Source organism: Roseovarius roseus (assembly GCF_043355935.2).
In the GTDB taxonomy this organism is placed as follows: domain Bacteria; phylum Pseudomonadota; class Alphaproteobacteria; order Rhodobacterales; family Rhodobacteraceae; genus Roseovarius; species Roseovarius roseus.
Genome location: NZ_JBHFPE020000004.1, coordinates 144,078 through 165,502, shown reverse-complemented (window position 1 = coordinate 165,502; position 21,425 = coordinate 144,078). Strand labels below are relative to the sequence as shown.

21 protein-coding genes are annotated in these 21,425 nt (G+C 63.3%); 6 read left to right on the top strand and 15 right to left on the bottom strand.

Annotated elements, in window-relative coordinates:
- Positions 1–4: 4 nt before the first annotated feature.
- The 4 genes from ACEWPL_RS09105 to purC form a co-directional block, all read right to left on the bottom strand.
- Positions 5–1,723: a sensor histidine kinase gene (locus tag ACEWPL_RS09105; RefSeq protein WP_393931559.1), complete on the bottom strand. Its 1,719-nt coding sequence runs from the start codon at positions 1,721–1,723 to the stop codon at positions 5–7.
- Positions 1,724–1,864: 141 nt separating this feature from the next.
- Positions 1,865–2,533 (bottom strand): phosphoribosylformylglycinamidine synthase subunit PurQ, encoded by a 669-nt coding sequence (purQ, locus tag ACEWPL_RS09100; RefSeq protein ID WP_393931556.1) that lies wholly within the window; start codon positions 2,531–2,533, stop codon positions 1,865–1,867.
- Entirely contained in the window at positions 2,533–2,763 is a 231-nt protein-coding gene (purS, locus tag ACEWPL_RS09095; protein WP_393931554.1) for a phosphoribosylformylglycinamidine synthase subunit PurS, read from the bottom strand. Before purS ends, purQ begins: the two co-directional genes overlap by 1 nt.
- A 75-nt stretch (positions 2,764–2,838) precedes the next feature.
- Positions 2,839–3,600, bottom strand: coding sequence for a phosphoribosylaminoimidazolesuccinocarboxamide synthase (gene purC, locus ACEWPL_RS09090; protein WP_393931552.1), 762 nt, complete (start codon positions 3,598–3,600; stop codon positions 2,839–2,841).
- Between the two features lie 174 nt (positions 3,601–3,774).
- Here purC and ACEWPL_RS09085 point away from each other — a divergent pair, with 174 nt between their 5' ends.
- Both ACEWPL_RS09085 and bmt read left to right on the top strand, forming a co-directional pair.
- The gene (locus ACEWPL_RS09085; protein WP_393931550.1) at positions 3,775–4,089 is read left to right on the top strand and encodes a DUF1476 domain-containing protein; all 315 of its coding nucleotides are present in this window, start codon (positions 3,775–3,777) and stop codon (positions 4,087–4,089) included.
- Positions 4,090–4,213: 124 nt separating this feature from the next.
- Entirely contained in the window at positions 4,214–5,224 is a 1,011-nt protein-coding gene (bmt, locus tag ACEWPL_RS09080; RefSeq protein WP_393931547.1) for a betaine--homocysteine S-methyltransferase, read from the top strand.
- Positions 5,225–5,289: 65 nt separating this feature from the next.
- Here the strand turns inward: bmt and ACEWPL_RS09075 are convergent, their stop codons facing one another.
- On the bottom strand, positions 5,290–6,372 hold the full coding sequence (locus ACEWPL_RS09075) for a PA0069 family radical SAM protein (RefSeq protein WP_393931545.1): 1,083 nt from the start codon (positions 6,370–6,372) through the stop codon (positions 5,290–5,292).
- A 213-nt stretch (positions 6,373–6,585) separates the two neighbouring features.
- Between ACEWPL_RS09075 and ACEWPL_RS09070 the strand changes: the two genes are divergently transcribed.
- Complete coding sequence (locus tag ACEWPL_RS09070) at positions 6,586–7,290, top strand: corrinoid protein (protein ID WP_393931543.1); 705 nt, start codon at positions 6,586–6,588, stop codon at positions 7,288–7,290.
- A 214-nt stretch (positions 7,291–7,504) separates the two neighbouring features.
- A complete protein-coding gene (locus tag ACEWPL_RS09065; protein ID WP_393931541.1) occupies positions 7,505–8,164 on the top strand; it encodes a DUF1638 domain-containing protein in 660 nt (219 codons plus the stop codon).
- An 84-nt stretch (positions 8,165–8,248) separates the two neighbouring features.
- On the opposite strand, the gene grxD is transcribed toward ACEWPL_RS09065, so the two are convergent.
- From grxD to ACEWPL_RS09050, 3 genes are all read right to left on the bottom strand, one after another.
- The gene (grxD, locus tag ACEWPL_RS09060; protein ID WP_393931539.1) at positions 8,249–8,611 is read right to left on the bottom strand and encodes a Grx4 family monothiol glutaredoxin; all 363 of its coding nucleotides are present in this window, start codon (positions 8,609–8,611) and stop codon (positions 8,249–8,251) included.
- A 43-nt stretch (positions 8,612–8,654) separates the two neighbouring features.
- A complete protein-coding gene (locus ACEWPL_RS09055; RefSeq protein ID WP_393931537.1) occupies positions 8,655–8,891 on the bottom strand; it encodes a BolA/IbaG family iron-sulfur metabolism protein in 237 nt (78 codons plus the stop codon).
- Positions 8,892–8,979: 88 nt separating this feature from the next.
- Positions 8,980–9,612 (bottom strand): hypothetical protein, encoded by a 633-nt coding sequence (locus tag ACEWPL_RS09050; protein ID WP_393931535.1) that lies wholly within the window; start codon positions 9,610–9,612, stop codon positions 8,980–8,982.
- 186 nt (positions 9,613–9,798) lie between these two features.
- On the opposite strand from ACEWPL_RS09050, the gene ACEWPL_RS09045 reads away from it, so the two are divergent.
- The gene (locus tag ACEWPL_RS09045) at positions 9,799–10,740 is read left to right on the top strand and encodes a glycosyltransferase family 2 protein (RefSeq protein WP_393931533.1); all 942 of its coding nucleotides are present in this window, start codon (positions 9,799–9,801) and stop codon (positions 10,738–10,740) included.
- A 216-nt stretch (positions 10,741–10,956) separates the two neighbouring features.
- Positions 10,957–12,525 carry a DEAD/DEAH box helicase gene (locus tag ACEWPL_RS09040; protein WP_393931531.1) on the top strand — a complete coding sequence of 523 codons (1,569 nt, stop codon included), beginning with the start codon at positions 10,957–10,959 and terminating at the stop codon, positions 12,523–12,525.
- A 79-nt stretch (positions 12,526–12,604) separates the two neighbouring features.
- Here ACEWPL_RS09040 and ACEWPL_RS09035 read toward each other — a convergent pair whose 3' ends face one another.
- From ACEWPL_RS09035 to nuoK, 7 genes are all read right to left on the bottom strand, one after another.
- Positions 12,605–14,272 (bottom strand): ribonuclease J, encoded by a 1,668-nt coding sequence (locus ACEWPL_RS09035; protein WP_393931529.1) that lies wholly within the window; start codon positions 14,270–14,272, stop codon positions 12,605–12,607.
- A 6-nt stretch (positions 14,273–14,278) separates the two neighbouring features.
- Positions 14,279–15,049: a type III pantothenate kinase gene (locus ACEWPL_RS09030; protein WP_393931527.1), complete on the bottom strand. Its 771-nt coding sequence runs from the start codon at positions 15,047–15,049 to the stop codon at positions 14,279–14,281.
- Positions 15,049–15,807 carry a biotin--[acetyl-CoA-carboxylase] ligase gene (locus tag ACEWPL_RS09025; protein WP_420744336.1) on the bottom strand — a complete coding sequence of 253 codons (759 nt, stop codon included), beginning with the start codon at positions 15,805–15,807 and terminating at the stop codon, positions 15,049–15,051. The genes ACEWPL_RS09030 and ACEWPL_RS09025 overlap by 1 nt, the downstream gene beginning before the upstream one ends.
- Before the next feature lie 106 nt (positions 15,808–15,913).
- Positions 15,914–17,359 (bottom strand): NADH-quinone oxidoreductase subunit NuoN, encoded by a 1,446-nt coding sequence (gene nuoN, locus ACEWPL_RS09020; RefSeq protein WP_393931523.1) that lies wholly within the window; start codon positions 17,357–17,359, stop codon positions 15,914–15,916.
- Positions 17,360–17,369: 10 nt separating this feature from the next.
- Positions 17,370–18,920 carry an NADH-quinone oxidoreductase subunit M gene (locus ACEWPL_RS09015; protein ID WP_393931521.1) on the bottom strand — a complete coding sequence of 517 codons (1,551 nt, stop codon included), beginning with the start codon at positions 18,918–18,920 and terminating at the stop codon, positions 17,370–17,372.
- Positions 18,920–21,097, bottom strand: coding sequence for an NADH-quinone oxidoreductase subunit L (gene nuoL, locus ACEWPL_RS09010; RefSeq protein ID WP_393931519.1), 2,178 nt, complete (start codon positions 21,095–21,097; stop codon positions 18,920–18,922). The genes ACEWPL_RS09015 and nuoL overlap by 1 nt, the downstream gene beginning before the upstream one ends.
- 4 nt (positions 21,098–21,101) lie before the next feature.
- Positions 21,102–21,407 carry an NADH-quinone oxidoreductase subunit NuoK gene (nuoK, locus tag ACEWPL_RS09005; protein WP_108690608.1) on the bottom strand — a complete coding sequence of 102 codons (306 nt, stop codon included), beginning with the start codon at positions 21,405–21,407 and terminating at the stop codon, positions 21,102–21,104.
- Positions 21,408–21,425: the final 18 nt, after the last annotated feature.

The window sequence follows — 21,425 nt, the reverse complement described above, 5'->3', positions numbered from 1 at the left end:
TCGGTCACTCCGCTGCACGCGTCTCTTCTGTCAATATAGGCAGGCGCATCTCAAATACAGCACCGCCCGCTGCCGCGTCACGCGCGGTCAGCCGTCCGCCGAGGTCGTTGACGATCCCCGAGGAAATGGCAAGCCCCAGCCCCACGCCCTCGCCCGGCTGCTTGGTGGTGTGGAAAGGCTCGAAGAGGTTTTCGAGATCCTTGATGCCGGTTCCGTTGTCGCGCACGGTCAGCACGGCCATGGATCCAGCAGCCAGCACGATATCGATCTGCGCGTCATCCACGGCCTGCGTGGCGTCCAGCGCGTTGCGCAAAAGGTTGATCATCACCTGCTCGATGCGCACCCGGTCGCCCATCACCATCACCGGCTCGTCCGGCAGGGTCCGGTTGATCGTGACGCGCCTCTGGCGCAGCTGCGGCTCCATCATCGACAGGGACGAGGCCAGCGCATCGCCAATGTTTACGGGCTCGAACGTGTCGCCCGAATGGCGCGCATAGGATTTCAGCTGCCGGGTGATCGCGCCCATCCGCTCGATCAGATCGTCGATGCGCTGGAAGGACGACAGCGTCTCGTCCGGCCGGTTGCGCGTCAGCAAGAGGCGCGCGCCCGCCAGATAAGTCTTCATCGCCGCCAGCGGCTGGTTCAACTCGTGACTGACGGCTGCCGACATCTCGCCCAGCGCGGCCAGTTTGGACGATTGCGCCAGCGTCTGTTCGGCCACGGCAAGATTCTCCTGCATGCGCTCACGCTCGGCGATTTCCCGCTGCAGCCGCAGGTTCAATGCGCGAAGCTCTGCCGACTCGCGCTGGAAGAGCGCCATGCGCACCGCCGTCTTGCGACTGAGAAAATAGAATGCCATCGCCAGAAGAATCGCGAAAGCCATGATTTCGAGCGCGAGAAAGCCGTTCACCTTCTCGCGCACCGAATCGAAGGTGGTGAAATTGGCGATCCGCCAGCCGCGAAAGGCCACACGCCCCTCAACGCGCATGACCGCCTCGCCGCTGACATAGGCATCGGCGGGCAACAGCGTCCAGTCGGCAGTGGCCTGGATGGCGCGCTCGAACGCGCTGCTGACGGGCTGCTCAGCCAAAGCCTGCGCCTCGGTCAGACCGCGCCAGCGCGGCTCGGTCGACAGGATGATGCGCCCCTCGGAATCGGTGACGATGACGGCATCGGTGATGCCCGCCCAGGCGCGCTCATACTTGTGCAGATCAACGGCCACCATGATGACGCCGATCAGCGCGCCCTGGCTCTCGACGCGGCGCGAATAATAGAAGTTGAAGCGCCCCGTCTCGTCCTGAATCAGGGTAAAGACAGTATCCTTCGAGCGGGTGGCATCGACGTAATAAGGTTGCGAGCGGTGCGATTCGCCCAAGGATTCGCGATCCGTCGAGGCAACGGTGCGCCCGTCCTTGTCCAGAAGTGTCAGCGACGCCGCGCCAATCTCGTCCACGAAGGAAATCAACCGCTGGGTCGATTGCGAGTAATTGCTGGAATTGAGCGCCGAGATCAGCGCGGGATCACGCGCCAATAGCTGCGGCACGATAGCATTCTGGCGCAGCTCGCTCAGCAGGTTGCCCGAATAAAGCACCAGCCGCAGCTCGGCCCGGTTGCGCGTGTTCTGGGTAAAGCGGTCCGTCAGCAGGCGGTTGGTGACATAGACCGTCGCAATCGCAATCGCCGTCAGCAAGATCAGCGCGATGCGCACCCGCCAGCTGGTCATGCGTGTGTCATCCTCCGCACGCGGCCGCGCCGGTTTTGGGCTGCCCTTGGCAGAGGGGCGCGTGGGATCGGTCTTGCTCATCTGAACACGCTACGGCGGCAAGGGTGCCGCCTCAAGTCCCTGCCATGCGCGGCGCCCGTTTCAGGCGTTTTCCAGCTGCTTGACCAGTCCGGTGAACATCGCCGCGCCGTCCGTGCCGCCATGCGGGGGTTCGGCCATCCGCTCGGGATGGGGCATCATGCCCAGCACGCGGCGATTTTCCGACAGGATGCCCGCGATATCGTCAGCCGAGCCGTTGGGGTTCTGAGCATAACGGAACGCGATGCGGTCCTCGGCGGCCAGCGCCTTCAGCGTCTCCGCGTCCGCGTGGTAATTGCCGTCATGATGCGCGATCGGCACGGTGATCGTCTGGCCAGCCTCGTAGCCGCAGGTAAACGGGCTGTCGGCGGTGGTCACGGTCAGCGGCACCGGGCGGCAGATATATTTTAGCCCCGCATTGCGCAGCAAAGTGCCGGGCAAAACGCGCGTCTCGGTCAGGATCTGAAAGCCGTTGCAGACGCCGAGCACATAGCCGCCCTTGTCCGCATGCGCCTTGACCGATCGGCAGATCGGCGAATTGGCCGCGATGGCGCCGCAGCGCAGGTAATCGCCAAACGAAAAACCGCCCGGCACGGCGATGATGTCGATGCCCGCGGGCATTGACGTGTCCTTGTGCCAGACCATGGTTACCTTGGCCCCTGCCCGCTCGAACGCCACGGCCAGATCCCGGTCACAGTTGGAGCCGGGGAATACGACAACGGCAGCGTGCATCAGAGGATCTCCACCCGGTAGCTTTCGATCACGGTATTGGCCAGAAGGCGCTCGCACATGTCGTCGATAGTCGCCTCGTCGGTGCCTTCGGCCAAGTCCAGCTCGATCACCTTGCCTTGGCGCACCGAATTGACGCCCTCAAAGCCGAGGCTGCCCAGCGCGTGGCGCACGGCCTCGCCCTGAGGGTCGAGAACGCCCGTTTTGAGCATGATGTAAACGCGGGCTTTCATCGGCGGAATCCTCGGGTCTTGGGGTAGATGATCGGGGGCGGAAAATCAGGCATGGTCACTCGCAGGGATGGTGGTTCAGTTGATCAATGTGGGACGCGCCATGGGCGTCGCGCCCTTGGGCAGCACGCCGAGGCGTTTGGCGACTTCGGTATAGGCATCCGTCAGGCTGCCCAGATCGCGGCGGAACACGTCCTTGTCCAGCTTTTGCCCGGTCTCGATATCCCACAGGCGGCAGCTGTCTGGGCTGATCTCATCGGCGACGATGAGGCGCTGGAAATCGCCGTCATAGACGCGGCCGATCTCGATCTTGAAGTCGATCAGCTTGATCCCGACGCCATACATCACACCCGCCATGAAATCATTCACCCGCAGCGCGAGGCTGAGCATGTCGTCCAGATCCTGCTGGCTGGCCCAGCCAAAGGCGGCAATATGCTCTTCGGTGACCAGCGGATCGCCCAGCTTGTCATCCTTGAGGCAGTATTCGACGATCGGGCGCGGCAGCTGCGCGCCCTCTTCGAGACCGAGGCGCTTGGCCATCGTCCCGGCGGCATAGTTGCGCACGATGACTTCCAGCGGAATGATCTCGACCGCGCGCACCAGTTGCTCGCGCATGTTGAGGCGCTTCAGAAAGTGGGTCGGCACGCCGATATTGTTGAGCCCGGTCATGAAATACTCGGAAAGGATGTTGTTCAGCACACCCTTGCCTTCAATCACGGCCTTCTTCTCGGCGTTGAAGGCGGTGGCGTCATCCTTGAAATACTGAACGATCGTGCCCGGCTCGGGGCCCTCATAGAGGGTCTTGGCCTTGCCTTCATAAATCTTCTTGCGACGTGCCATGATCTGCCTACCCTTGCCAATGGGGATATATCCCCGCGCTGTCATGGTGCTGTATGTAGAACAAGGCCCGCCCTGCCGCAAGCGGGCACGCCCCGCCCTTGCGGTCAGGCCGTCATGCGGCCATATCTGAAAGGACGCAGACCGCGCCATTGCCAAACAGAAGGGACACAGCCGATGAACACTTTCAAGGACCGCGAAAACGCATTCGAGAACAAGTACGCCCATGACGAAGAAATGAAGTTCAAGGCCGAGGCGCGCTGCAACAAGCTGCTGGGCCAATGGGCCGCCGATCTTCTGGGCAAAAGCGGCGACGAGGTCGACGCCTATGTGCGCGAGGTCATCAAGGCCGATTTCGAGGAAGCCGGGTTCGAGGACGTGATCCGCAAGGTCGCGGGCGATCTGGGCGACAAGGCCGATCCCGACACCGTGCGCGCCAAGCGCGCCGAGCTGATGGCCGCCGCCAAGGCGCAGCTGGTCGCCGAAAACTGAGGCTTGCGCGCGCCGCACGTCAACATGCGCGATATGAGTTTGCGGCGCGCCGCCGGCCATGAGACACGGGCCATGATAAACCAGCCCGCCCCGTTCGGGCGCCACACCGCATTGGGATGATTTGATGAGCAACGCACTTTCCCGGATGATGTCGCAGCGCGACTGGATTCTGGCCGATGGGGCCACGGGCACCAACCTTTTCAACATGGGGCTGGAATCGGGCGATGCGCCCGAATTCTGGAATGAGACGCATCCGGACCGGATCACCCGGCTCTACAAGATGGCGGTCGATGCGGGCAGCGATCTGTTTCTGACCAACAGCTTTGGGGGCAACGCATCGCGGCTCAAACTGCACGGCGCGCAAAAGCGTGCGCGCGAATTGTCGCGCATGGCGGCCGAAATCGGACGCGAAGTGGCCGATACCGCGGGCCGCGACGTGATCGTCGCAGGGTCGGTCGGCCCGACGGGCGAAATCATGGCGCCGATGGGCACGCTGACCCACGACATCGCGGTCGAGATGTTTCACGAGCAGGCCGAGGGCCTGAAAGAGGGTGGCGCCGACGTGCTGTGGCTGGAAACCATTTCCGCCCCCGAGGAATACAAGGCCGCCGCTGAAGCGTTTCGCTTGGCGGACATGCCTTGGTGCGGCACGATGAGCTTTGACACGGCCGGGCGCACGATGATGGGCATGACCTCATCCGACATGGCGGACATGGTCGAGACGCTGGACTACAAGCCGCTGGCCTATGGCGCCAATTGCGGCGTCGGCGCGTCCGACCTCTTGCGTACCGTGCTGGGTTTCGTCGCCCAAGGCACCGAGCGGCCGATCATCGCCAAGGGCAATGCGGGCATCCCGAAATTCGTCGATGGTCATATCCACTATGACGGCACGCCCGAGCTGATGGCGGAATATGCCTGCCTTGCGCGGGATGCGGGCGCCACCATCATCGGCGGCTGCTGCGGTACCATGCCCGAACACCTATCGAAGATGCGCGAGGCGCTGGAGACGCGCGAGCGCGGCCCACGCCCGACGCTGGACCAGATCACCGAAACGCTGGGCGGATTCTCCTCTGCGGTAGACGGCACCGGCGACGACGCCCCTGCCCCGCGCCGCACACGCCGCCGCGGCGGCTGATCGGCGCGCCATAATTTTCTTTCACAAGAAAATGCGGAAGGCTTTTTGAAAAGCCTTCCACTCGTTCAGAACAATGTGAGCTGGTCGCCCCTTCGCGCGGGCGGCCGGAAAAGATCGCAGCGCAGATCGGGCAGCTTGCGCGCATATCCGTAGCGGCGCAGCGCCGCGTCGAATCGCTGGGCGATCATCTGGGCATAGGGTCCGGTGCCCCGCATCCGGCTGCCGAAGGTGCTGTCATAATCCTTGCCACCCTGCATATCGCGCACATGCCCCATCACGCGCGTCGCACGGTCCGGATACTGCGCCTCCAGCCATTCGCGAAAGAGCGGCGCCACCTCCAGCGGCAGGCGCAGCATGATCCAACTGGCGGCAATCGCTCCCGCCTCGCGCCCCGCCTTGAGCAGCGATTCGACCTCCGTGTCGGTCAAACCTGGAATGATGGGCGAGGTCATGATCCGCGTCTCGATGCCTGCATCGCTCAGCGCGCGGATGGTGGCCAGCCGTCGCTGCGGCGCAGGCGCGCGCGGCTCCAGCTTGCGCGACAGCTCCGCATCCAGCGTCGTCACCGAGATACCGACGCGCACCAGCCCCTGCCGCGCCATATCGCTCAGAATGTCGATGTCGCGCTCGATCAGCGTGCCCTTGGTCACGATGGCGACGGGATGGCGGAAATCACGCAGCACCTTGAGGCAGGCGCGCATGATCCCGTGCTTTTTCTCGATCGGCTGATAGGGGTCCGTATTGGTCCCGATCGCAATGGTGCGCGGGGTGTAGGCGCGGTGCCGCAACTCGCGCGCCAGAACCTCTGGCGCCTCGGGCCGCGCGATCAGCCGCGTCTCGAAATCTAGACCCGCAGACAGGCCCAGCCAGGCATGGGTGGGCCGGGCAAAGCAATAGATGCAGCCATGCTCGCACCCGCGATAGGGATTGATCGAGCGATCGAACGGCAGATCGGGCGAGCGGTTATAGCTGATCACCCAGCGCGGCACCTCGATCGTGGTCGAGGTGCGCAGCGGCGCCTCCTCCTGCACCTCCCAGCCATCCGCCTCGAAATGGCGCGCGTGCCGCTCGTACCGGCCCGCATCGTTCGAGACAGCGCCGCGGGCGCGCCGCTCCATGCCGAAGGGGAATGTCTGATGCTGGCTCATGCATTAAGGTTTAGAACGAACAAAGAACAAATGCAAGAAGACCATAATCAACATGCATATTTCGGCCCTTCCCGCCGTGATTTGAACGCGGTAGGTCGGTCCAGACGCGGCCAGTGTCGCAATTCGCCAAGTGCCGTAGGCCCAAATTGACGAAATGTGGCGCAAGTAAACATCCGGGGGGCCACGGCCCTTCCACTGCATGGGGATCCCATCATGTCCGAAGACCAAGACGACATCATCCTGGCGGATCTGGACGACGACGAGCTTGTCCAGCAGATGTTCGACGACCTCTATGACGGTCTGAAAGAAGAGATCGAGGAAGGGGTCAATATCCTGCTCGAGCGCGGCTGGACCCCCTACGACATCCTGACCAAGGCCCTTGTCGGCGGCATGACCATCGTGGGTAAGGATTTCCGCGACGGTATCCTATTCGTTCCCGAAGTGCTGCTGGCCGCCAACGCGATGAAGGGCGGCATGCATATCCTCAAGCCGCTTCTGGTCGAAACGGGCGCGCCACGCGTCGGCAAAATGGTGATCGGCACGGTCAAGGGCGACATCCACGACATCGGCAAGAACCTCGTCTCGATGATGATGGAGGGCGCGGGTTTCGAAGTGGTCGATCTGGGCATCAACAACCCGGTCGAAAACTACCTCAATGCGCTAGAATCCGAAGGCCCTGATATCCTGGGCATGTCCGCTCTTCTGACCACCACGATGCCCTACATGAAGGTCGTCATCGACACGATGGTCGAGCAGGGGATCCGCGACGACTACATCGTCCTCGTCGGCGGCGCGCCCCTCAACGAGGAATTCGGCAAGGCCATCGGTGCGGATGCCTATTGCCGCGATGCGGCCGTGGCGGTCGAGACGGCCAAGGAATTCGTGGCACGCAAGCACAACCAGGGCGCAATGGCCTGAGCCCTGCGCGCCCCTGACAGACGGTGACATGGCCGGGCCCCATCGCGGGCCCGGCCGTTTTCTTTGACCCGCATCCCTCTGCCCCGCTCCCGAAACGGCAATTGCGCAGGAGGATCCGGCGCGGGCCCGGACCCCCGCTGGCGAGTCCCGCGCTTTGCATGATCCTCCCAGCGCGCCTATATTCACCGCAGACCCCGACGGAGCCGTATACGCCATGTCCGACCTGCCGCAGGGCACCCTGCCCCCCGATCACGAGCTGACTGAAACCGGCCTCGCGGCGCCGCAGGCAGGAAGCATCCTGATCATCGCTTGCGGCGCGCTGGCGCGCGAAATCCTCGCCCTGATCCGCCTGAACGGTTGGGACCACATGAGCCTCGCTTGCCTTCCGGCCAAGCTCCACCTCTACCCCCAGAAGATTACCGAGGCGGTCGAGGCCGCGACCCTCAAGCATCGCGACCGCTTTGACCGGATCTTCGTCGCCTATGCCGATTGCGGCACCGGCGGGCTCCTTCAGGCCAAATGCGACGAGCTGGGCGTCGAGATGATCGCCGGCCCGCATTGCTACAGCTTTTTCGAAGGCAATGACGCCTTCGCCCGGCATGAGGACGAAATCACCGCCTTCTACCTCACCGATTTTCTGGTCAAGCAGTTCGACGCCTTCGTCTGGCGCCCCATGGGCCTCGACCGCCACCCGGAACTCAGGGATATGATCTTCGGCAATTACACCAAGCTGGTCTATCAGGCCCAGACCGAGGATCCGGCCCTCTACGCCAAGGCCGAGGAATGCGCGGCCCGCCTCGGCCTTGCCTTCGAGTATCGCCATACCGGCTATGGCGATTTGCAGAGCGCGCTCGCGAGAGCGGCAAAGAAATAGGCGCGCCGCTCATGCGGCACGCCCCTGTTTCATCTTGGTAAAAATACTCGAAATCCCGCCCTGTCGAAAGGCGCAGGACCCTCCTCAGGCGTTGGCTTCGCGGATCTTGTCCGCCGCTTCCTTGTTGTAAGTCACGCCGTTCTGCTCAAACAGCGTGTCCAGCTCGCCCGACAGGGTCATCTCGGTGATGATGTCGCAGCCGCCAACGAACTCGCCCTTGACGTAAAGCTGCGGGATCGTGGGCCAGTCGGAGTAATCCTTGATCCCCTGGCGGATCGCTTCATCCTCGAGCACGTTCACATCGCTATACTCGATACCCATGAAGTTCAGCACACCCGCCACGCGGCTGGAGAAACCGCATTGCGGCATTTCCTTGGTGCCTTTCATGAAGAGCACCACGTCGGATGCTTTGACGGTCTCGTCGATTCGGGTCTTGGCGTCGCTCATCTCGTATCCTTCCGGTGGTTTTCGGGTGGCACTGCGCGGGCATTCAGCCCGGCGCACGGGTCGTCAGGGCCAAGGCGTGCAATTCGCCTGCGGGGCCGTCCATCTTGCCCTTCAGCGCGGCATAGACAGCGCGCTGCTGCTGAACGCGGTTCATACCGGCGAAAGACGGATCGACCACCTCTGCGGCGAAATGGGCGCCATCATCGCCCTGCACGCTGACCTGCGCGTCGGGAAATGCCTCGCGGATCATCACTTCTATATCGGTGGCAAGTATGGCCATCTGCGCGCTCCTCGATCTGCCGCCGCACTCGCGGCCGTTCAAATGGGATGTAGAGCCCCGCCCGCACGAGTGCAAGATGCAACCCTGCTCAGATGTCGCGTCCCCGCTGCAGCAGAAGCTCTTGCAGACTGCGCTGCGACCGGTCGCTGTCACCGCCGCCGAACATCAGCGAGCCGCTGGCATAGGACGCGCCATAGCTGTGCGCCAATGTCACTACCTGCGCCAGCCCCGAGATCAGCTGCGTCTTGTCCAACCCCTTGATGGGGCGCACGAAAAGCGACCAGATCAGCCCATCGGCAATGGCATAGCGCCCGTCGAGGGCGGTGTCGAAATTGGCCTGCATCATGCGCTGCAACTCCTCCGCGCTGAGATCCCCGGCGCTGCGGATGGGGACCATCACGCGCAGGCGGCCCGCGGCGCTGTCGGTCACCAGCAGGACGATCTGCCCCTCGATACTCAGCCGCCAGCCATTGCCAAGCGCCACGGCGCCGGGATCAAGCGCACGCACCAACGTCTCGAGGCGCGCGCCACTCAGCTCAGTGGGGCGGTCGCCGCAGGACATCGCCTCGCGCGGCGCGGCCTCTGCCTGTGCAGAACCGTCCTGCGCAGCGGCGCCCTGCTGTGCAACCTGCCCCGACCCCTGATCCTCGCCCGCAAAGCCGGCGACACCCTGAGCCATGACAAGCGCGGCGCATAAACACACCACAAGAAATCGAAACATCGTGCCTCCGCCACTCGCCACGCCTGAACCTGCCATCACTCCTGTGCTCGGATCAACTCAGTGTGTAAAATTTTACTCAAACATGTCTGATCGGTCACGCGGCAGAGGCGGCTTGCAAGCCCCCGGCGGGCGCGGCATCCTGTCTGCAGCGCGGATTTTTGCGCCGGAAAGTCACGGACGGGCGGCATGACTGAAACCACGTGGGGCCTTGTGTCGACGATCAAGGCGCCCGCCAAAGACATCCTCGCCTTTGCCGCGCATCACCTGGAGCTTGGCGCGCACCGTCTGCATATCTACCTCGACGAGGATTGCCCTGAGGCGCGCCGTGCCCTGCGCGCCGATCCGCGCTGCATTGTCACGGTTACCGATGGCGCGTATTGGGCCAAGCGGCGCCAGCGCCCGGCCAAGCATCAGGCCAGGCAAAGCGCGAATGCCACCCGCGCCTACCGCCGGGACCCCGGCGTCGACTGGCTGGGCCATATCGACGTGGACGAATTCCTGATGCCGGGCGATGCGCCGCTGGCAGATCAGCTTGCCGCCCTGCCCGCAAATATCCGCACGGCCCGCATCCGCCCTGTCGAGGCGCTGGCGCAGCCGGGCGGTGGCGCTCCGCAGTGGTTCAAGGCCTGCCATCCGCGCCAGCAGCCACGCAACGGCCAGACGCAGGAGATTTATCCCAGCCACGGCGCGCTGCTGAATGGTGGATTTCTCAGCCATGTCGCCGGCAAGATCTTTGTGCGCACGGGGCTAGAGGATGTCAGCCTGCGCCTTCACAACGCATTCGACGCGTCGGGCCGGATACCCAATGACGTCGATCTCACGGACACGCTCCTATGTCATTTGCACGCGCCCAGTTGGGATGCGTGGCAGCGCGCCTATCGCTACCGCCTGACCGCCGGCTCCTATCGCCCCGACCTGCAAGGCGCATCCAGCATCCCCATCACGATGCACGCGCTCTTTACCGCGATCGAGGCCGAGGGCGGCGAAGAGGCGCTGCGCCACTTCTACGAGCAGGTCTGCACCGCCAACCCCGAGCTGCGCGCGCGGCTGGAGGCGCACGGGCTGCTGCACCGGATCGACCTCGATCTGGAAGGCGCCCGCGCCCGCATGTTTCCCCGCCAGTCCTGACACCGGCAGCCTTTCGCGTGAATTATCGCAAAGACGGCAACAATCAGCGCCGAATACCGCCCATTGGCCCTGAAACGGCGCGGCCGATTGACCATTCCCCCAATCTTGGGATAAATGCGCGTCAAGGGTCCACATATGTGGAGAACCACGGGGTCATACGGGCCCGGACCCGATCAGACGTGCGGGCCAAGTCGTGTCCGTAAACCACGGATATACATGACCAAATTTTCCGATTTGAATCTGAACCCGAAGGTCCTCAAGGCCATCGACGAGGCTGGTTACACCAGCCCCACCCCCATTCAGGCCGGCGCGATTCCCCCCGCGCTCGAAGGACGCGACGTTCTGGGCATCGCCCAGACCGGCACCGGCAAGACGGCCAGCTTCACGCTGCCCATGCTGTCACTGCTGGCGCGCGGCCGCGCCCGGGCACGCATGCCGCGCAGCCTCGTGCTCTGCCCGACGCGCGAGTTGGCCGCGCAGGTGGCCGAGAATTTCGACACCTATTCCAAGCATTTGAAACTGACCAAGGCGCTGCTGATCGGCGGCGTCAGCTTCAAGGAGCAGGACAAGCTGATCGACAAGGGCGTTGACGTCCTGATCGCGACGCCCGGCCGCCTGCTGGACCATTTCGAGCGCGGCAAACTGTTGCTGACCGGCGTTCAGATCATGGTCGTTGACGAAGCAGACCGCATGCTGGACATGGGCTTCATCCCTGATATCGAGCGGATTTTCTCGCTCACACCCTTCACGCGCCAGACCTTCTTCTTCAGCGCCACGATGGCGCCCGAGATCGAGCGCATCACCAACACCTTCCTCAGCAACCCCGAGCGGGTCGAGGTCGCGCGCCAGGCCACCGCCAGCGAGACGATCGAGCAGGGCGTCGTGATGTTCAAAGGCTCGCGCCGCGACCGCGAGGCCAGCGAAAAGCGCAAGGTGCTGCGCATGATGATCGACGGCGAGGGCGACAAATGCACCAACGCCATCGTCTTCTGCAACCGCAAGATCGACGTCGATACCGTCGCCAAGTCGCTCAAGAAATACGGTTATGACGCCGCGCCCATCCACGGGGATCTGGACCAGAGCCAGCGCACGCGTACGCTGGATGGGTTCCGCGCAGGTGATCTGCGCATCCTCGTCGCCTCGGACGTGGCCGCGCGCGGCCTCGACGTGCCGGCGGTCAGCCATGTCTTCAACTTCGATGTGCCGTCGCATCCCGAAGATTACGTGCACCGCATCGGCCGCACCGGCCGGGCGGGCCGCGATGGCAAGGCGATGATGATCTGCGTGCCCAAGGACGAAAAGAACATGGCCGCGATCGAGGCACTGATCCAGAAAGAGATCCCGCGCCTGCCGAGCCCCCTTGGCGAGCCGCAGGATGCCGCCCCAGCGCAGGATGCGCCGGATGCCGGCGCCGACGAGGGCAAACCTGCCAAGCCGCGCCGCACCCGCAGCCGCCGCAAACCGGGCGACGCGCCACGCGATCAGGCCGAGGCCGCCAAGGATGCAGCGCCCAAGGACGCGGCGCCGGAGCAGCCAGCCAAGGCAGACGCGCCGCAACCCGATACCAAGCAGCCCGAGCCCAAGCAATCCGGGCCGCGCCGTGAGGCCAAGCAGGACGAGCCGACACAGGAGGCGCAGCAGGAAAACAAATCCTCCCGCTCGCGCAGCCGTGGCGGGCGTGGCCGCTCGGGCAATGGCAATGGCGGCGACAACAAGGTCGTCGGCATGGGCGATCATATGCCCAGCTTCATCGCTCTCAGCTTCGAGGATCGCCGCGCGGGCTGATCCACCCCAGTACTTGAAATGCAAAACGCCCCGGCCATCATGGCCGGGGCGTTTTCGTATCGAATATATGACGCCGAGATCAGGTCAGGCGGCTGACAATAACTGTGATCTCGGGCTTCTTGCCGATCTCGTTGCTGGCGGACTGGCGCGTGATGCGGCGCAGTTCGTCCTCCAGCTTGTCCTCATCGGCCAGCGTCTTCTTGGCCGCGCGGTTCAGGAACTGCGCCAGATCCTCTTCCAGGACATCGACCAGTGGCGCGTTCGACGTGCCCGTCTCGGGCAGGCCCTTGATCTCGCACCAGGGATCGCCAAGGCTCTCGTTATCCTCGTCGAGGATCACGTTGACCGTGACATGCCCGTTCAGCGCCATTCGAATCCGGTCGCGCACGACACCATCCAGCGCGCCGATCCGTACCGTGCCGTCCAGATAGGTGCGGCCTGTCTCGATGTATTCGGCAGGGCCGGGCGATTTGGCGGTCAGATCGATCATCATGCCATTGACCGCAAGAACGCCGCGCATACCCTTGGCGTTGCAGATCTTTACATGCTCGCGCAAATGGCGGTGCTCGCCATGCATCGGCACCACGATCTGGGGCTTGATCAGAGCATGCATCGCCTCGATATCAGGGAGGTTGGCATGGCCCGAGACGTGATAGCGGCCGGAATCGTCATCCACCACATCGACGCCCATTTCCGAGAACTGGTTCATGATGCGAATGACGCCCCGCTCATTTCCGGGGATCGTCTTGGATGAAAAGAGGAACAGATCCCCCTCTTTCAGCGTCACGCCCTGATACTTGCCATTGGCCAGCTGCGCGGACGCGGCGCGCCGCTCGCCCTGGCTGCCGGTGACGATCAGCATCACATTGTCGCGTGGCAGGTTCTTGACCTCCTCGGGGCTGACCGTGGACGGAAAATTCTTCAGCACGCCCGTCTCGACAGCCGCCTCGATCATGCGGCGCATCGCGCGCCCCATCAGGCAGACGCTGCGCCCGGCCCGCTCGCCGGCCTCGGCCAGCGTCAGCACGCGCGCGACGTTGCTGGCAAAGGTGGTTGCGGCGACCATCCCCTTGGCCGAGGCCACCAGCTTCTCGATCTCAGGGCCGACGGTGGATTCCGAGCGCCCTTCATGCTGGCTGAACACGTTCGTCGAATCGCACATCAGCGCCAGAACGCCGTCCTTGCCGATCTCTTCGAACATCGCGTGGTCAAATGGCTCGCCCACGCCGGGGCTGGTGTCGATCTTGAAATCGCCGGTATGCACGATGCGCCCCTTGGGCGTGTCGATCACGAGGGCCGAGCTTTCAGGGATGGAATGCGAAATCGGCACGAATCCCACGGTGAAGGGCCCCCTTTTGACTGTCTCGGGCCAGGGCTGCACCACCTTGACCGATTTCTCGGGGTGCCCATGCTCGGCCAGCTTGCGCCGCGCAATATTGGCGGTGAAGGCGCGCGCATAGACCGGCGCACCCAATTGCGCGTAGTAATGCGCGATGGCGCCCACATGGTCCTCATGGGCGTGGGTGACGTAGATCGCTTCCAGGTCGTTCTTGCGCTTCTCCAGCCACGAGATGTCGGGCAGGATCAGGTCCACGCCGGGGCTGCCATCCATATCGGGGAAGGTCACGCCCAGGTCGACAAGGATCAACTTCTCCTTGCCGGGTTTGCCATAGCCGTAGACATAGGCATTCATACCGATTTCGCCCGCCCCGCCGAGGGGCAGATAAATTACACGTTCATTGCTCATGAGGCATCAGCCTTTCTTGTTATAGTCGTGAATCACGGTCAGGCCGTGCATCGTCAGATCATCTTCAATTTCGTCGAACAGATCGGCGCCCTGGGCAAAGAGCGGCGCAAGGCCGCCCGTTCCGATCACTTTCATCGGGCGCGCATACTCGGCCCGGATCTTGTCACAAAGGCCTTTCACAAGGCCGATATAGCCCCAGTAGACCCCAGACTGCATACAGTCGACAGTATTGGTGCCGATCACGCGTGGCGGGGTCGTCACATCCACGTGCGGCAAGGCCGCGGCGGCCATGTGCAGCGCTTCGAGGCTGAGGTTCACGCCCGGCGCGATGACTCCGCCTACATAGGCGCCATCCTCTGCGACAACGTCGCAGGTGGTGGCGGTGCCGAAATCCACAACGATCAGATCGCCCCCATGCCGCGAAAAGGCACCCGCCGTGTTCACCAGACGGTCCGGCCCCACCAGCGTGCCCGCATCGACGCGCGGCTGCACGGGCAGCGCACAATCAGGCTTGCCCACCACAATGGGCCGGCAGCCAAAGAACCGGTCGGCAAAGACGCGCAGGTTGAACACGACGCGCGGCACCGTCGAGGAGATGATCACATCGGTGATATCCACCTCGATGCCGTAATGCTTCACTAGGGTGGAATACCAGGTAAAATAGGCATCCGCCGTGCGGGCATGATGGGTGGACGTGCGCAGCGTGCACAGAAATTCCGTTCCGTCCCAGATGGAAAAGACCGTATTGGTGTTCCCGCAATCAATCGCCAACAGCATCACGCGGCCCCCTGCCCAAAGAAAACATCCGCCGCCGGAATGACCCGGCGACCGCCCGGCGTAGATAGAACCAGTTGGCCATCCGCGTCCACAGTCTCGAAGATGCCACGCGTCTCGCCCTGCATGGTGCGCGCGATCACCTCCTGGCCCAGCCGTGCGGCCCGCGCCAGCCAGGCGTCCCGAACAGGCGCAAAGCCTTCGGCGACGAACTCGGCCTCGCGCCGCGCATAGGCAGCGGCCAGATGTCCCAGCAGCGCCTCGGGCGTGACATCCACGCCAGCCCCACCCCGCAAGGATACAGGCGCCACCGCCGCATCACCCCGGGGCGGTGCCTCGGCCAGGTTGACGCCAAAGCCGATGACCAGATGCTCCATCCGCTCGGCGCTACTGGCCCCTTCCAGCAATATCCCGGCCAGCTTGCCCCCCGACAGCAGCACATCATTAGGCCATTTCAGCGCCAGATCGGCATGCGGCGCCACTGCGCTCAGCGCATCATGTAGCGCCAGCGCCGCCACGAAGGACCGCAAGGCCGCCCGCCCCGGCGCGCCCTCGGGCCTGAGCACCAGGGAGGCTGCGAAATTCCCCGCAGGATCGGTCCACGCGCGGCCGCGCCTGCCACGCCCGGCCACCTGCCGCTGCGCAAAGATCCAGGTCGGTCCCGCCAAGGTTCGCGCAAGGCGGAGCCCCTCGGCATTGGTGCTGTCCACCTCGCCCAGCATGCGACGGGCATACCCTTCTGGCCAATCCGGATCTTTCATCGTTCTTCAAATACTCCCGCGCGGAGCGCACTAGACCTAAGGTCTGCAAAAACAAAAGCGACGCGCCGTGGCGCGTCACCTTGATTGCACATATGGGGCAATGCGCTCAGTTGACCAGCGTCGCCGCCGCAGCCTGCGCAGCCCCTTCGATGCCGAAGAGGTTGATCCCCGGTAGCCAAGCCAGCCCGATGATCGCGGCCGACACCATGAGGAAACCCCAGAGCACGGCCGATCCCGGCGGATCCAGCGTCTCGCCCTCTTCGCCAAAATACATGTAGTAGACGATGCGCAGGTAGTAGAACGCGCCGATCACCGAGCCGACGACGCCCAGCACGGCCAGCCAGACAAGGCCGCCCTCATAGGCCGCGCGCAGCACGTAGAACTTGCCGAAGAACCCGACCAGCGGCGGCACGCCTGCCAGCGAGAAGAGCAGCACCAGCATCGCCAGTGCCCGGCCCGGATGCGCCTTGGAATAAAGGTTCAGGCTGCGGATATCCGTCGTCGGCAAGCCATCCTTCTGCATCGAGAGGACAAAGGCGAACGTGCCCACGTTCATCGTCACATAGATGGCCATATAGATCAGCATGGCTTGAACGCCGAACTCGGTCCCCGAGGCGAGGCCCATCAGCGCAAAGCCCATATGGGCGATCGACGAATAGGCCATCAGGCGCTTGATGTCCGTTTGCCCGATCGCGGCAAAACTGCCCCAGAAGATCGATAGCACGCTCAGGACCGCGATGATCTGCTGCCAGTCAGGCACGATCCCGCCAAACGCACCCCAGACGACCCGCGCGAACAGCGCCATCGCCGCAACCTTGGGCGCGGTGGCGAAGAAGGCGGTGACCGGCGTCGGCGCGCCCTCATAGACGTCCGGCGTCCACATGTGGAACGGCACGGCGCTGACCTTGAAGGCAAGGCCCGACATGACAAAGACGAGGCCAAGGAGCAGCCCCAGAGGCGCGCGGCCCTCGGCAGCGTCGATGATGCCCGCAAAGCCGGTTGTGCCCGCATAGCCATAGACCAGCGACGCGCCATAAAGCAGCATCCCCGAGCTGAGCGCGCCCAGCACGAAATACTTGAGGCCCGCTTCGGTCGATTTGGCGCTGTCACGGCGCAGCGAGGCGACGACATAGAGCGCGAGCGATTGCAGCTCGAGCCCCATATAGAGCGACATAAGGTCCCCGGCGCTGACCATCATCATCATGCCCACAGTGCCGAGCGCGATCAGGATCGGATATTCGAACCGCAGCATGCCGCGCCGCGCCATGTAATCCTGGCCCATCACCATCACGGCAGCGGCACTGATCAGGATCATGATCTTGGCAAAGCGGGAAAACCCATCGTCGATGAACATGCCCGAAAAGGCCACATGCGTGCCCGACCCGGTCGTGCCGATCCAGAAGGCCATCGCGACGAAAAGCGCGGCAGTCAGCCAGATCAGGACGCCTGCGGCCTTGTCCTTGATCGTGTAGACCGCGCCCAGAAGGGCCAGCATCGCGTAGACCGCGATGACGATCTCGGGCAGGATAATATTCAGATCAGCCTGGATCATCTGGGCCTCCTCAATGCGCGGCTTCGGCGGTCTGGACGGCGGCACTGCCGCCCTCCGCCAGCGCGGTGTCATACTGGGAAATCAGGGCCTCTGTCGAGGGGCCGATGATATCGGTCACGAGGCTTGGGTAGACGCCCAAAAGCAGGGTCATCACCACCAGCGGCGCAAAGATCGCCCGCTCGCGGCCGGTCATGTCACTGATCGACTTGAGGCTTTCCTTGATCAGATCGCCCAGCACCACCCGGCGATAGAGCCAGAGCGCATAGGCCGCCGACAGGATCACGCCCGAGGTGGCGACCAGCGCGACCCATGTGTTGACCTGGAACACCCCGATCAGCGTCAGGAATTCGCCGACGAAGCCGGAGGTGCCCGGAAGGCCGACATTGGCCATGGTGAAGAAGAGGAAGATCAGCGCATAGGCCGGCATCCGGTTGACGAGGCCGCCATAGGCGTCGATCTCGCGCGTGTGCATCCGGTCATAGATCACGCCCACGCAGAGAAAGAGCGCGCCCGAGATGAAGCCGTGGCTGAGCATCTGAAAGATCGCGCCATCGATCCCCTGCTGGTTGGCGGCGAAGATACCCATCGTGACATAGCCCATATGGGCGACCGACGAATAGGCGATCAGCTTTTTCATATCCGCCTGCGCAAGCGCGACGAGCGACGTGTAGACGATGGCAATCGCCGACAGCCACAGCACCAGCGGAGTCATTACTTCGGAGCCGATGGGAAACATCGGCAGGCTGAACCGCAGGAAGCCGTAGCCGCCCATTTTCAGCAGGATAGCGGCCAGCACGACCGAGCCTGCGGTCGGCGCCTGAACGTGCGCGTCGGGCAGCCAGGTATGTACCGGCCACATCGGCATCTTGACCGCAAAGCTGGCAAAGAAGGCGATGAACATCAGCGTCTGCATCCCGCCCACGACCGAGAAGCCCAGCACGCTGAACGTTTCGGCATCGAAGGCGTGCCGCATCAGCGTGGGAATATCCGTCGTGCCCGCATCCGAGAACATGGCGACCATCGCGACCAGCATCAGCACCGATCCGAGGAAGGTGTAGAGGAAGAACTTGAACGACGCGTAGATCCGCTCCTTGCCGCCCCAAATGCCGATGATCAGGAACATCGGAATCAGGCCCGCCTCGAAGAAGAGATAGAAGAGCACCAGATCCAGCGCCATGAAGACGCCAAGCATCAGCGTCTCGAGGATGAGGAAGGCGATCATGTATTCCTTGACGCGCGTCTTGACGTTCCACGAGGCCGCGATGGTCAGCGGCATCATGAAGGTGGTCAGCATCACGAATAGAACGCTGATCCCGTCGACGCCCATCTTGTATTGCAGGCCCAGCAGCCATTCACGCTCTTCCACGAACTGAAAGCCGGTATTGGAGGGGTCGAAATCCACCAGGATGAAGAGCGACACGGCGAAGGTCACGACGGTCGCGGCCAATGCCACCCATTTGGCATTGCGCTGTGCTGCCGCGTCCTCGCCCCGCAGGAAGATGGCCAGGATGGCCGCCGCGATGAGGGGGATGAACGTGGTGATCGACAGAACGTTTTCCATCAGTTTGCCCCTCCGGTGAACGTCATCCATGTGACGAGGACCGCGATCCCGATCACCATGGCGAAGGCATAGGTAAAGATGTAGCCGGACTGCGCGCGGCCCGCGAGGCGGGTGAAGAAGGGCACGATGCCCATCGCCAGCCCGTTGATGCCGCCGTCGATGACGCCGCCGTCACCGCGCTTCCACAGGAAGCCGCCCAGTTTCTTGGCAGGCTGAACGAAGGTCACGTCGTAAATCTCGTCGAAATACCATTTGTTCAGCAGGAAATTGTAGAGCGGGCGCTGCGCAGCCACCCATTTGCCGGGGGTTGCAGGGGTCCAGATGTAGAACCACATCGCGATAAAGAAGCCGATGGCCATGGCGATGAAGGGACTGACCTTGACCCAGACCGGCGCATGATGCGCGTCGTCGATCACGGTGTTCTCCGCGCCCATGTAGATCGCGCCCTCGGGGGCGATGCCGGGCACTATGCCGCCGGGGGCCTCCGCCTCGGCATGGGCCTCGCCCGCCTCGGTGGCCTCGCCTTCGGGAATGTCGGCGGTCGCAGCATCGGCTGCGGCGGCGACATCACCCTCGGCCAGTTCTTCGGTGGCGGCAACGGCGCCTTCACCATGGGTGCCCTCGCCCTCGCTCGCCTCCGCGTGATGCGCGGGGATCCCGAAGAAGCGGTTGATCTGCGCGTGATCGCCAAAGAAGCTGCCATACCAGATCATGCCCGCAAAGACCGAGCCGATGGCCAGCACGCCAAGCGGGACCAGCATGACCATGGGAGATTCATGCGCGTTCTGATGCGTATGCTTGTCGCCCCGCGCGGTGCCGAAGAAGGTCAGGAACATCAGGCGCCAGCTGTAGAAACTGGTCATCAGCGCGGCGATCACCAGCATCCAGAAGGCATAGCCCCCTGCCGTGCCGGCCCAGGCGCTCTCGATCACGGCGTCCTTGCTGAGGAAACCGGCAAAGCCGAAATGCGTCAGCGGGATACCCACGCCGGTGATGGCAAGCGTGCCGATCATCATGGCCCAGAACGTGTAGGGCAGCTTCTTGCGCAGGCCGCCATAGTTCCGCATGTCCTGCTCGTGATGCATCCCGTGGATGACCGATCCGGCGCCAAGGAACAGCATCGCCTTGAAGAAGGCATGGGTCAGCAGGTGGAACATCGCCACCGAATAGGCGCCGACACCCGCCGCGACGAACATGTAGCCCAGCTGCGACATGGTCGAATAGGCGATCACGCGCTTGATATCGTTCTGCACGAGGCCGATCGTGGCGGCGACGAAGGCCGTGGTCGCGCCGATGAAGGTCACGAAAAGCAGCGCCTCGGGCGCGTATTCCATGATCGGGCTCATGCGGCAGATCAGGAAGACGCCCGCGGTCACCATCGTCGCCGCGTGGATCAGGGCCGAAACCGGGGTCGGACCTTCCATCGCGTCGGGCAACCATGTGTGCAGGCCCAGCTGCGCGGATTTGCCCATCGCGCCGATGAAGAGCAGGAAGGCGATCAGATTGGCCGCGTTCCAGTCCGTCCAGAGAAAGCGCAGGTTCGTCTCGGCCAGTTGCGGCCCGGCGGCGAACACATCGTCGAACTGGATCGAGTCGGTCAGCAGGAAAAGGGCCATGATCCCCAGCGCAAAGCCGAAATCGCCCACGCGGTTGACCACGAAAGCCTTGATCGCGGCAGCGTTGGCCGACGGCTTGCGGTAGTAGAAGCCGATCAGCAGGTAGGAGGCGAGGCCCACGCCCTCCCAGCCAAAGAACATCTGCGCCAGGTTGTCGGCGGTCACCAGCATCAGCATCGCGAAGGTGAAAAGCGACAGATAGGCAAAGAAGCGGGGGCGATAGCTCTCGCTGTCCTTGAAGTTGTGATCATGGGCCATGTAGCCCATGGAATAAAGGTGCACGAGCGCCGAGACCGAAGTGACGACGATCAGCATGATCGCGGTCAGCCGGTCCATCCGGATTGACCAGCTGGTGTCCAGGAGGCCCGACTGGATCCAGTCGAGGATATGGATCTGCTGTGTCGTGCCGTCATGGCCGATGAAGACCACCCAGCTGAGCGCGCAAGCAAGGAACAAGAGCGCGGTCGAGACCCACTGCGCGCCCTTGTCGCCGATGATGCGCCAGCCAAAGCCGGAGATGATCGCGCCCACCAGCGGGGCAAAGAGGATGATCTTTTCCATGATCTCAGCCCTTCATCACGTTGACGTCTTCGACCGCGATCGTGCCACGGTTGCGGAAGAAGCAGACTAGGATCGCAAGGCCGATCGCAGCCTCGGCCGCGGCGACGGTCAAGACCAGCAGGGTAAAGACCTGGCCCGCCAGATCGCCGGCAAAGCTGGAGAAGGCAACGAGATTGATGTTCACCGCCAGCAGCATCAGCTCGATCGACATCAGCAGGATGATGACGTTCTTGCGGTTCAGGAATAGCCCGAAGATGCCGATGACGAACAGCGTCGCCGCCACCGTCAGGTAATGTTCAATTCCGATCATGTCTGTCCCTCAGTCTTT

What these genes read in the sequence shown, in the direction of transcription:
- ACEWPL_RS09105 (WP_393931559.1), bottom strand. Translation starts at nt 1,723, where the DNA reads ATGACCAGCTGGCGGGTGCGCATCGCGCTGATCTTGCTGACGGCGATT.
- purQ (WP_393931556.1), bottom strand. Translation starts at nt 2,533, where the DNA reads ATGCACGCTGCCGTTGTCGTATTCCCCGGCTCCAACTGTGACCGGGAT.
- purS (WP_393931554.1), bottom strand. Translation starts at nt 2,763, where the DNA reads ATGAAAGCCCGCGTTTACATCATGCTCAAAACGGGCGTTCTCGACCCT.
- purC (WP_393931552.1), bottom strand. Translation starts at nt 3,600, where the DNA reads ATGGCACGTCGCAAGAAGATTTATGAAGGCAAGGCCAAGACCCTCTAT.
- ACEWPL_RS09085 (WP_393931550.1), top strand. Translation starts at nt 3,775, where the DNA reads ATGAACACTTTCAAGGACCGCGAAAACGCATTCGAGAACAAGTACGCC.
- bmt (WP_393931547.1), top strand. Translation starts at nt 4,214, where the DNA reads ATGAGCAACGCACTTTCCCGGATGATGTCGCAGCGCGACTGGATTCTG.
- ACEWPL_RS09075 (WP_393931545.1), bottom strand. Translation starts at nt 6,372, where the DNA reads ATGAGCCAGCATCAGACATTCCCCTTCGGCATGGAGCGGCGCGCCCGC.
- ACEWPL_RS09070 (WP_393931543.1), top strand. Translation starts at nt 6,586, where the DNA reads ATGTCCGAAGACCAAGACGACATCATCCTGGCGGATCTGGACGACGAC.
- ACEWPL_RS09065 (WP_393931541.1), top strand. Translation starts at nt 7,505, where the DNA reads ATGTCCGACCTGCCGCAGGGCACCCTGCCCCCCGATCACGAGCTGACT.
- grxD (WP_393931539.1), bottom strand. Translation starts at nt 8,611, where the DNA reads ATGAGCGACGCCAAGACCCGAATCGACGAGACCGTCAAAGCATCCGAC.
- ACEWPL_RS09055 (WP_393931537.1), bottom strand. Translation starts at nt 8,891, where the DNA reads ATGGCCATACTTGCCACCGATATAGAAGTGATGATCCGCGAGGCATTT.
- ACEWPL_RS09050 (WP_393931535.1), bottom strand. Translation starts at nt 9,612, where the DNA reads ATGTTTCGATTTCTTGTGGTGTGTTTATGCGCCGCGCTTGTCATGGCT.
- ACEWPL_RS09045 (WP_393931533.1), top strand. Translation starts at nt 9,799, where the DNA reads ATGACTGAAACCACGTGGGGCCTTGTGTCGACGATCAAGGCGCCCGCC.
- ACEWPL_RS09040 (WP_393931531.1), top strand. Translation starts at nt 10,957, where the DNA reads ATGACCAAATTTTCCGATTTGAATCTGAACCCGAAGGTCCTCAAGGCC.
- ACEWPL_RS09035 (WP_393931529.1), bottom strand. Translation starts at nt 14,272, where the DNA reads ATGAGCAATGAACGTGTAATTTATCTGCCCCTCGGCGGGGCGGGCGAA.
- ACEWPL_RS09030 (WP_393931527.1), bottom strand. Translation starts at nt 15,049, where the DNA reads ATGCTGTTGGCGATTGATTGCGGGAACACCAATACGGTCTTTTCCATC.
- ACEWPL_RS09025 (WP_420744336.1), bottom strand. Translation starts at nt 15,807, where the DNA reads ATGAAAGATCCGGATTGGCCAGAAGGGTATGCCCGTCGCATGCTGGGC.
- nuoN (WP_393931523.1), bottom strand. Translation starts at nt 17,359, where the DNA reads ATGATCCAGGCTGATCTGAATATTATCCTGCCCGAGATCGTCATCGCG.
- ACEWPL_RS09015 (WP_393931521.1), bottom strand. Translation starts at nt 18,920, where the DNA reads ATGGAAAACGTTCTGTCGATCACCACGTTCATCCCCCTCATCGCGGCG.
- nuoL (WP_393931519.1), bottom strand. Translation starts at nt 21,097, where the DNA reads ATGGAAAAGATCATCCTCTTTGCCCCGCTGGTGGGCGCGATCATCTCC.
- nuoK (WP_108690608.1), bottom strand. Translation starts at nt 21,407, where the DNA reads ATGATCGGAATTGAACATTACCTGACGGTGGCGGCGACGCTGTTCGTC.